Below are 8,999 nucleotides of genomic sequence, written 5' to 3' on the forward strand. Positions count from 1 at the left end.
AAACGACATGCGTATTACTCAGGGAGCATTCTCGTTCCTGCCCGATCTGACAGACGAACAGATTTCCCGGCAAGTGCAGTATTGCATCGATAAGGGCTGGGCTGTCAGTCTGGAGTTCACCGATGACCCGCACCCGCGCAACACCTATTGGGATATGTGGGGGCATCCGATGTTTGACAATCCGGATGCGGCCGCATTGATGATGGAATTGAAAGAATGCCGCAAGGCTTATGGCGACAGCTATATCCGTTTGGTTGCCTTTGACAATTCCCATGGATGGGAGTCGGTGAAGCTGTCCTTCCTCGTCAATCGCCCGCAGGAGGAACCGGGTTTCCATCTTGCGCGTCAGGAAGGGGAAGGCCGTGTGGTCCGTTACACGACGAGGTCCTATGCGACGGACAAACCGGCGGGTCAACGTTATGGCTGACATCGTAAACATGGAGCTTCCGGATACTGACAGGGAAATTCTTGCGGCGGTTGATCTGCGTGCTGAATATGTGGAATCGGGTGTCAAGGATGTGCTGGATGAGCTTGATCGCGATTTGATTGGCCTAAAGCCGGTTAAGCAACGGATCAAGGAAACAGCCGCCTTGCTGCTGGTGGAGCGGGCGCGGCGACGCATGGGTCTCGCCCACGAGACGCCAACCCTGCATATGAGCTTCAGTGGCAATCCCGGCACTGGTAAAACCACTGTGGCGCTGCGTATGGCAGATCTCCTGCATCGCCTCGGCTATATTCGCAAAGGCCATCTCGTCTCGGTTACGCGCGACGATCTCGTGGGCCAATATATTGGTCATACGGCGCCTAAGACCAAGGAGATATTGAAGAGAGCCATGGGCGGCGTGCTGTTCATTGACGAAGCCTATTATCTGCACCGGCAGGAGAATGAGCGGGATTACGGTCAGGAAGCTATTGAGATACTGCTTCAGGTGATGGAGAACCAGCGCGATGATCTTGTGGTCATTCTTGCAGGCTATGCTGATCGGATGGACAAGTTCTTCGAAAGCAATCCGGGTTTTCGTTCGCGCATCGCGCATCATATAGATTTTCCGGACTATAGCTCCGATGAGCTTCTGAGCATTGCCGAAACCATGCTGGCCAAACAGAACTACAATTTCGACGAGGAAGGCCGCACCATCATGGCCGATTATATAAAACGGCGCCGGCAGCAGCCGCATTTTGCCAATGCCCGCTCCATCCGCAATGCCTTGGACCGGGCTCGGCTGCGTCATGCCAACCGGCTATTCGAAGCATCCCGTGGACCAACCGATGCCATGACACTCTCAACGATCACGGCTGCGGATATCAGGAGTAGCCGCGTATTTGCAAAGGCTGCTGCGGAGGATCAAACACCATGAACCGCAAGACACTCATAGCACCATCCGTTCTCTCCGCCGATTTTTCCCGGCTCGGAGAAGAAGTGGAAGACATCGTGGGGGCCGGAGCGGACTGGGTACATCTCGATGTAATGGATGGGCATTTCGTTCCGAACATCACTTTTGGTCCGCAGGTCATAAAGTCGATCCGCAATCGAACCGAAGCCATATTCGATTGTCATCTCATGATCGCACCCGCAGATGATTATCTTGGTGCTTTTGCTGACGCTGGCTGTGACTTCATCACAGTTCATGCGGAAGCTGGGGCCCATCTGGATCGCTCTCTGCAGACCATTCGCAATCTTGGCAAAAAGGCAGGTGTCTCTCTCAATCCCTCCACAGCCGAAACTGTCATCGAATATGTATTGGATCGGCTTGATCTCGTACTCCTGATGACCGTCAATCCGGGGTTTGGTGGGCAGGCATTCATTCCATCGGTCGTTGAGAAAACACGGCGTTTGAAAGCTCTGATCGGGAATCGCCCCATCCATATCGAGATTGACGGCGGTGTCACGCCGGAGACAGCGCCTTTGGTTGCCGCAGCCGGAGCTGATGTGCTTGTCGCAGGGTCTGCAATCTTTAGGGGAAACGGCAAGGTGGCCTATGCTCATAACATAGCTGCCATCCGGAGCGCCGCCGACAATGCAAGGCAATACGAGGCAGCATGACAGGAGTGAGCAAAAATGGCCGCGATACCGCCACTTTGTGATTTTGGCTGGAAGGCTTTAGATGCAAACTTGATGGGTGCAGATGGCCAAAGACATTCCATTCTGGCTCAGGCCGGGCAAAGAGGACTTGTCGTCGCTTTCATCTGCAATCACTGCCCTTATGTTAGGGCTGTCATCCAGCGTATTGTGTGTGACGCAAGCGATCTCAAGAAACTTGGCGTTGGTTTCGTAGCCATCAATGCCAATGACGCTGCGGCCTATCCCGCCGATTCCTTTGAGAATATGCAGCTCTTCTCGCGGGAAAATGCGTTTCCCTTTCATTATTTGCATGATGCGGACCAGATGGTTGCGCGGGCCTATGGTGCCGTGTGCACACCTGACTTTTTCGGGTTCAACGCCGATGCAGAACTGCAATATCGCGGGCGTCTGGATGGATCGCGTAAACAGGAAGCCACAGCTGATCTGCGCCGGGATTTGTTCGAGGCCATGCAGCAAGTTGCTCTGTCTGGACAAGGACCGCGTGAGCAGCTTGCCTCAGTCGGCTGTTCGATCAAATGGCGCGAGAACGTCTGAATGGATTGCCGCCGGATATCAAACCGGCGGCAACTTTGTTACTTTGAATATTGTTTGAGATAAGCTTCGAGGTTGGAAATTTCCGTGTCATCTTTCAGACCGGGGAAAGCCATTTTTGTACCGGGTACTTTGGCCTTCGGGTCATGCAAATAGTCACGCAAGCTTGCAGTATCCCATACCAGACCACCTGTACCGGCGGCCTTCATTGCCGATGAATAGTTAAAGCTGGGATGTGTACCGGCGGTTCTGCCAAATAGACCATTAAGAGAGGGTCCAACCTTGTTTTTGTCAGTGTCTGCCACATGACAGGCCGCACATTTCTTGAAAACTGTTGCTCCAGCCGTGGCATCTCCCGCATCCTGAGCGCGGGCTTGAATAACGGACAGAACTGCAACTGACAGACCAATCAGTAGTACAGGATATCGCATGGCATTTCCTCATTTTCGCCAAGGGTGCCCTAGACGAAGACTGGTGCCAATTTCCATGCATTGGCGCCACCATTTCAGCTTGATCTTTTTATTTACGAATTCGCGATCATAGCATTTCAAAACGTTACCTGTGACATTGCATAAGTCAATCGTTGTGCTGCGGAAATAACGCCGCAGCATCACGATTGCGTTTTCCTTCCGGCGCGTGATTGACGGCAACGAGCAGGAACCGTAATTTGAAAACATATTTCTCATTGGGCACCTTGAGAAATCCGACGAACGGCTTCAGGTCCCGTCAATACACCTCGAATGATCGGGGGCATTGCGGGAATAGGAGTGGGGTGAGAGGTGCCGAATGGATATTATCGAGCTCATCTTAACTGTCTGTCTTGTGTCGAACCCGACTAATTGTCGGGAAGAGCGCCTGCATTTCGAGAATAGAGGGAATCTTCTCAATTGCATGTTTCTGGCACCGGCCGAAATGGCCAAATGGACGCAAGAGCATCCGAAATATCGCGTTTCCCGTTGGAAGTGTGCATATCCCACCAATGAGATGACGCTGTGATCGGAGATGCTGATGGCTAAATGGCCCCCTTCTTTCCTCGTGTGCTTGCTGCTCATGTTCATTGTTGGCAGCGTCTTTGCCGTTGAAAGCCATGCTGCGGAAACCGTGCGTGTCGGTGTGCTGAAATTCGGTACAGTGAACTGGGAGCTCGACACGATCAAACACCACAAGCTTGATGGGAAATATGGCGTGAATGTCGATGTTCATTTCTTCGCCAGCGAAGACGCGACCAATGTCGCGATGATGGCGGGAGATGTGGACATCATCGTATCGGATTGGCTTTGGGTTTCGCGTCAGCGCGCGTCGGGCGAGGATTTGGCTTTCGCACCCTATTCCAGTTCGGTAGGCTCTCTCATGGTGCGGGACGGGTCCCCGATCAAAAGCTTGGCTGATCTCAAGGACAAGAAAATCGGCGTTGCCGGTGGACCTCTCGACAAGAGCTGGCTTCTCATTCAGGGACTTGCCAAACGGCAGTCTCTGGATTTGGCGGGTCAGAACACGATTGTCTACGGTGCCCCGCCATTGCTGACAGAAAAGGCGCAACAGAACGAACTCGATGCCATTTTAACTTTCTGGAATTTCTGTGCGAGATTGGAGGCAAACGGCTTTCACAGGCTGATCAGTACCAGTGATGCCGCGAAGTCCCTCGGGGCCACGGGTACCGTGTCGGCTCTCGGTTACATATTTCATGGAAACTGGGCAAATGCCCACCCCAAAGCCATTGCTGGATTTATAAGCGCCAGTCGTGATGCGAAGGCGCTTCTTGGCAATTCGGATGTGGAATGGCAGAGGCTTGCACCAGTGATAAAGGCAGAAGGGCACGAACTTGAGATTTTGCGCGATCGCTATCGCGAAGGCATTCCCGCTCGCCCTGTCAATGACGAGCAAGCCGATGCGGAAAAGCTCTATGCGGTTCTTGCCGAACTCGGCGGCCCCCGGCTTGTTGGTTCAGCCATAGTGCTGGCTGAGGGCACTTTCTGGAGGGCACAATAGATGACAGTGATTTCCACCAGACAGGGCGAGGGATCAAACACAGTTCATCCGCCACGCTCGTGGCAATGGACATCACCTATCATGGTGTTGTTGTCTTTTGCCGCTCTTATAGTCGTCTGGCATATTGGCGCTACGCTATGGCCAAGCCGCTCTTTTCCTGCGCCATTACTGGTTCTGCAAAGGTTCATGAGTGAGACCTCGAGTGGCGATCTGCCGTATCATCTGGCGATCACCCTGTGGCGTGTCGCGGCCTCGTTCTTCCTCGCCATGATAATCGGATCGGTGATTGGTGTTCTCCTGGGCAGCTACCGGCGTGCCGACCAGTTCTTCAATCCTTGGCTTATCCTTTTTCTGAATATTCCGGCGCTCGTCGTGATCGTCCTTGCCTATATCTGGTTTGGCCTGAACGAGGCGGCTGCCATCGGCGCTGTTGCTTTGAACAAGATCCCCAATGTGGTTGTGACGATGCGCGAGGGAACGCGCGCGCTTGACCCGCGTTATACCGAGATGGCGCAGGTCTACCGCTTCCGGTCACTGGATCGCATCCGTCACATCCTGTTACCCCAATTGCAACCCTATATCGCTGCAGCCTCGCGTTCCGGTGTCTCCCTGATCTGGAAGATCGTGCTGGTTGTTGAGCTTTTAGGCCGGTCGAACGGTATCGGCTTCCAGATCAATCTGTTTTTTCAACTCTTCGATGTCGCGGCGATTCTGGCCTATACGCTGGCATTTGTTGCGGTGATGCTTTTCATTGAACTTGTGGTGGTACAACCCCTTGAACGCACATCAACACGTTGGCGTCGCCGAACGGCTTAAGGTCGATATTCAGGGAAAGTCATTTCGCACATCAAACGGTGAAGCGATTGATGTGTTGCGCGATCTGCATTTCGAGGTGGAACAGAATGAATTTGCCTGCATTCTTGGACCCTCCGGATGCGGTAAGACGACAACGTTACGCATATTGCTTGGGCTTGAAGGTAATTATCAGGGGGTGGTTCAACTGCCCGGATCGTCAGAGCCTCGCATTGGTGCGGTATTTCAAGAGCCTACATTACTGCCTTGGCGTTCAGTAGAGCAAAATGTGAGGCTGGCTCTGCCAAAACACTTGAAAAACACTCGTCTCGATAATCTGTTCAGAGTTTTGGGACTGTCCAAGATGCAGATGTTTTATCCGGGCGAACTTTCTCTGGGTCTTGCGCGGCGGGTGGCCATTGCACGGGCACTGGCAATTGAGCCGGATATATTGCTCCTCGACGAGCCCTTTGTTTCGCTGGACGAGGCAACAGCCCAGCAGCTTCGCAATCTGCTCTTGGCTGTCTGGTCAGAACAACCGACCACGGCACTTATGGTCACTCACAATCTACAAGAGGCACTCATGCTGTCGGACCGCATTATTGTGTTTTCCGATAGACCGGCACACGTCGTTGGAACCTTAGATATAAGAGTGCCACGGCACAGCCGCAATGCGCAGGTCAGAGCAGATCTACTACGCTCGTTCAATGAGAAATTCGCTGGCAGAGGTTTCGGATCATGAGCTACGCGACCCGGCGCGACGTCCTTAAAACGGGAGTGCTCTTTGCCTGTTGCGGCGTGTCCCATGCCCGATTGGCGATGGCACAACCAGGACATAGTGGTCCATTGCCGGTCAAGCAGATTGCTGACGGTGTATTCGCCTTTGCCGGTACGCCTGCCATGATGACTGATCAGAATGATGGTGAGATCTGCAATGTTGGGTTTATCATTGGTGATGAGGCTGTGGCTGTCATCGATAGCGGCGGCAGTGTGGTCGAGGGCAAGGCATTAATTGCTGCTATTCGGACCCAAACGGACAGGCCTATCCGGTATTTAATCAACACCCATATGCATCCCGATCACCTGTTCGGTAACGCTGCATTTGAAGGTACCGGAGCAATCATCGTCGGTCATCATAATCTGCCGCGGGCTTTGGAAAGTCGCGGCAGCTATTACTTGCAGAGTTATCACGATGCCATGGGCAGTGATCTCATGGCAGATATCAGAATAGTTCCTCCCGCCAAGATCATAACTGGCGAGGAAGAGCTTGATCTTGGTAATCGCAAACTCAGTTTGAAGGCTTGGAAACCAGCGCATACGGATAATGATCTTTCGGTGTTTGACCAGCAAACCAAGACGTTCTTTACGGGAGATCTGTGTTTTATTGGCCATCTGCCAACGATGGATGGATCTCTGCTTGGATGGATTGCGCAACTGGCGACCCTGAGCGGGATCAAGGCAGAAGTTGCAGTGCCAGGGCATGGGCCAGTATCGTCGCCATGGCCGCGGGCGCTGGAAGCGGAAAGTCGATATTTTGATGTGCTGGCACGCGATATACGCAAAGCCATTGCTGATGGTGTGCCGATGTCAGATGCGGTCAAATCGGCGGGAGAAAGTGAACGTCCAAACTGGAAACTGTTTGATGAGTACAATCAGCGCAATGCTACTGCTGCTTTCGCTGAACTTGAATGGGAATGATCCGGTAATGTTGGCATTTGCCAGATCGTTCGGGAAGATGGTATAGTCTGTACCAGCCGGGCACCGCCAAAGTTATCCTTGGTGGAGGCAGAACACGATGTTTGCAACAATTGAGCTGCGTAACCCGCTGGTTGCCATTGTCCTTTTTGCGTTTTTTGGTTCGGCATTGCCTTTTCCTGTTTGGGCGCAAAATGCCGGCCCTCCCGAAAGCACCACCTGGAACAGCTTGAAGGGCGACGTCTTCGAACAGAAGTCTATTGAGGCTGCGAATGGTATTGTGACAATCGACGCGCCCAAGCGCGCCGAAGATGCGGCAATAGTACCAGTCGACCTGCATTTTAAAACCGACGCCACTTCCGGTCGTATAAAAGCCGTGACCTTGATCGTCGATGAAAACCCATCGCCAGTTGCCGCTGTATTCAAATTCGGTCCTGATGCTGGCGTGACCCATCTGGCTACACGGCTGCGGGTCAATGCTTATTCCTATGTGCGAGCCATCGCGGAGACGGAGGATGGCAAACTTCACATGACCGAAACCTATGTGAAGGCGTCCGGCGGATGCTCCGCTCCTGCCATGAAAAACACTGATGAGGCGCTTGCCAATCTCGGTAAGATGAAACTGCGTGTGTTTCCTGCAAAGACAACGGGTCTGGCATCGATGACCCGTGCAACCGAAATGCAGCTGATGATCCGTCATCCCAACAATTCAGGACTGCAGATGGACCAGGTGACGCGATATTACATACCTGCACACTTCATTCAGGGGCTGACCGTGTCGCAGGGCGACCGGTTGATCATGTCTATGGAAGGAGGGATTTCAATTTCGGAAGATCCGAATTTTCGTTTCGAGTTTGATGCGAAGCCGGGGGAGGATATCAAAGTTGAAGCAGCCGATACTGAGGGCAAGAAATTTCGGGACGAATGGCCGCTCGAATCATCGGGTTTGCAGGAGTCCAAGCCAAGGATTTAGAAACAGCGAATGTCGGCTTCCGCCTGAGCCCTTTTCAGTTCTGTGATGGAGGCTTTGGCCGGAGCGCTTTCGCGAAAGAGCGCACCATTCTCGCCGGGAACCAGTCCCATCGATTTGTAGGTCTCGGCGGCAACATAGTGATCATAGGAAATGACGGAGGCGATAACGTCGATCGAGCAGGAGCATCGTTGGAGCGAATCCCGGTTTTCTCCATTGGCTTTCATGCAGCCGTAAACGTATTCGGCAAGGGTTGACGTGGGATAATCCGTCGCTGATTTTGCCGGCAAAGAATATGCAATTGCTGCGATTGCTAACAGGCATGATTGCAGGGTTTTTGATGCTGACATTGTCATTTTGCCTTCACGCTGGTGAAACGTAAATTTTTCAAATAGATAGCAAATAATAATATTGATTAGTAAGAATTGTCCAGTATTAAAGTATCAAATTATGTTGTTCATGTAGCATTCAGAATAAAATCCAAAAATACGAAATGTGTTGCACCGCAAAATGCATATATTGCAGTGCAGAAAATATAAATTTATAAACATGCTTGCCTAATGCAATTCTTTCTCCTATCGTCATCTTGTTTCCGGCTTCAAGGACGTTACCGTCAAGGGAGTGGTGACAGTCTTCGTAGGCCAAGCGGGGTGGGCAGTAACGGTGCCCTCTGCGCGCCTGGCTTAGGTCGTGACACGCTGCCGGAAATACTTCCCCATTTGCGTGAGCTAATGGCGCGGACCGCTAGAATTAACGGCTCCGTCCGATGGTTCATAAATGTGAACTTAGGGAGGACTCAAAATGCGTGTACACAAGAATTTATTACGATTATTGGCTACTTTTTCTCTATCGCTTTCATTGGCTGGAGGAGCATTAGCCAATGATGATTTGCAAGCTTTGATTTCCAATTCCAAGGACTGGGCAATCCAGACCGGCGAT

At 52.2% G+C, this 8,999-nt stretch carries 11 protein-coding genes; 9 read left to right on the plus strand and 2 right to left on the minus strand.

Annotation, left to right across the window (positions count from 1 at the left end):
• Positions 1–7: 7 nt before the first annotated feature.
• From AB4Y96_RS21665 to AB4Y96_RS21680, 4 genes are read left to right on the plus strand one after another with little or no spacing between them, the layout of a single operon-like run.
• Complete coding sequence (locus AB4Y96_RS21665; protein ID WP_441919807.1) at positions 8–427, plus strand: ribulose bisphosphate carboxylase small subunit; 420 nt, start codon at positions 8–10, stop codon at positions 425–427.
• Positions 420–1,358 carry a CbbX protein gene (gene cbbX / locus AB4Y96_RS21670; RefSeq protein WP_244518378.1) on the plus strand — a complete coding sequence of 313 codons (939 nt, stop codon included), beginning with the start codon at positions 420–422 and terminating at the stop codon, positions 1,356–1,358. Before AB4Y96_RS21665 ends, cbbX begins: the two co-directional genes overlap by 8 nt.
• Positions 1,355–2,044, plus strand: a complete 690-nt coding sequence (rpe, locus tag AB4Y96_RS21675; RefSeq protein WP_441919808.1) for a ribulose-phosphate 3-epimerase — start codon at positions 1,355–1,357, stop codon at positions 2,042–2,044. Before cbbX ends, rpe begins: the two co-directional genes overlap by 4 nt.
• A 15-nt stretch (positions 2,045–2,059) precedes the next feature.
• On the plus strand, positions 2,060–2,617 hold the full coding sequence (locus AB4Y96_RS21680; RefSeq protein ID WP_441919810.1) for a thioredoxin family protein: 558 nt from the start codon (positions 2,060–2,062) through the stop codon (positions 2,615–2,617).
• Positions 2,618–2,655: 38 nt separating this feature from the next.
• Here the strand turns inward: AB4Y96_RS21680 and AB4Y96_RS21685 are convergent, their stop codons facing one another.
• Entirely contained in the window at positions 2,656–3,045 is a 390-nt protein-coding gene (locus AB4Y96_RS21685; RefSeq protein ID WP_091881752.1) for a c-type cytochrome, read from the minus strand.
• Positions 3,046–3,622: 577 nt separating this feature from the next.
• Between AB4Y96_RS21685 and AB4Y96_RS21690 the strand changes: the two genes are divergently transcribed.
• The 5 genes from AB4Y96_RS21690 to AB4Y96_RS21710 all read left to right on the plus strand — a co-directional run bounded on the left by AB4Y96_RS21690 (position 3,623) and on the right by AB4Y96_RS21710 (position 8,063).
• Entirely contained in the window at positions 3,623–4,603 is a 981-nt protein-coding gene (locus AB4Y96_RS21690) for an ABC transporter substrate-binding protein (RefSeq protein ID WP_441919812.1), read from the plus strand.
• Between the two features lie 81 nt (positions 4,604–4,684).
• On the plus strand, positions 4,685–5,419 hold the full coding sequence (locus tag AB4Y96_RS21695) for an ABC transporter permease (RefSeq protein WP_441919821.1): 735 nt from the start codon (positions 4,685–4,687) through the stop codon (positions 5,417–5,419).
• Positions 5,379–6,137: an ABC transporter ATP-binding protein gene (locus tag AB4Y96_RS21700; protein WP_441919813.1), complete on the plus strand. Its 759-nt coding sequence runs from the start codon at positions 5,379–5,381 to the stop codon at positions 6,135–6,137. The genes AB4Y96_RS21695 and AB4Y96_RS21700 overlap by 41 nt, the downstream gene beginning before the upstream one ends.
• Entirely contained in the window at positions 6,134–7,093 is a 960-nt protein-coding gene (locus AB4Y96_RS21705) for a quinoprotein relay system zinc metallohydrolase 2 (protein ID WP_441919815.1), read from the plus strand. Before AB4Y96_RS21700 ends, AB4Y96_RS21705 begins: the two co-directional genes overlap by 4 nt.
• Positions 7,094–7,190: 97 nt before the next feature.
• A complete protein-coding gene (locus AB4Y96_RS21710) occupies positions 7,191–8,063 on the plus strand; it encodes a quinoprotein dehydrogenase-associated SoxYZ-like carrier (RefSeq protein WP_091881735.1) in 873 nt (290 codons plus the stop codon).
• On the opposite strand, the gene AB4Y96_RS21715 is transcribed toward AB4Y96_RS21710, so the two are convergent.
• On the minus strand, positions 8,060–8,416 hold the full coding sequence (locus AB4Y96_RS21715) for a hypothetical protein (RefSeq protein WP_441919817.1): 357 nt from the start codon (positions 8,414–8,416) through the stop codon (positions 8,060–8,062). The genes AB4Y96_RS21710 and AB4Y96_RS21715 overlap by 4 nt on opposite strands.
• Positions 8,417–8,999: the final 583 nt, after the last annotated feature.

Origin of the sequence: Phyllobacterium sp. TAF24, from assembly GCF_052113785.1 — a bacterium.
GTDB lineage: Bacteria > Pseudomonadota > Alphaproteobacteria > Rhizobiales > Rhizobiaceae > Phyllobacterium.

Bases quoted from the DNA above. Each gene is read 5' to 3' on its own strand.
- AB4Y96_RS21665 (WP_441919807.1), top strand. From the start codon at position 8: ATGCGTATTACTCAGGGAGCATTCTCGTTCCTGCCCGATCTGACAGAC.
- cbbX (WP_244518378.1), top strand. From the start codon at position 420: ATGGCTGACATCGTAAACATGGAGCTTCCGGATACTGACAGGGAAATT.
- rpe (WP_441919808.1), top strand. From the start codon at position 1,355: ATGAACCGCAAGACACTCATAGCACCATCCGTTCTCTCCGCCGATTTT.
- AB4Y96_RS21680 (WP_441919810.1), top strand. From the start codon at position 2,060: ATGGCCGCGATACCGCCACTTTGTGATTTTGGCTGGAAGGCTTTAGAT.
- AB4Y96_RS21685 (WP_091881752.1), bottom strand. From the start codon at position 3,045: ATGCGATATCCTGTACTACTGATTGGTCTGTCAGTTGCAGTTCTGTCC.
- AB4Y96_RS21690 (WP_441919812.1), top strand. From the start codon at position 3,623: ATGGCTAAATGGCCCCCTTCTTTCCTCGTGTGCTTGCTGCTCATGTTC.
- AB4Y96_RS21695 (WP_441919821.1), top strand. From the start codon at position 4,685: ATGGTGTTGTTGTCTTTTGCCGCTCTTATAGTCGTCTGGCATATTGGC.
- AB4Y96_RS21705 (WP_441919815.1), top strand. From the start codon at position 6,134: ATGAGCTACGCGACCCGGCGCGACGTCCTTAAAACGGGAGTGCTCTTT.
- AB4Y96_RS21710 (WP_091881735.1), top strand. From the start codon at position 7,191: ATGTTTGCAACAATTGAGCTGCGTAACCCGCTGGTTGCCATTGTCCTT.
- AB4Y96_RS21715 (WP_441919817.1), bottom strand. From the start codon at position 8,416: ATGACAATGTCAGCATCAAAAACCCTGCAATCATGCCTGTTAGCAATC.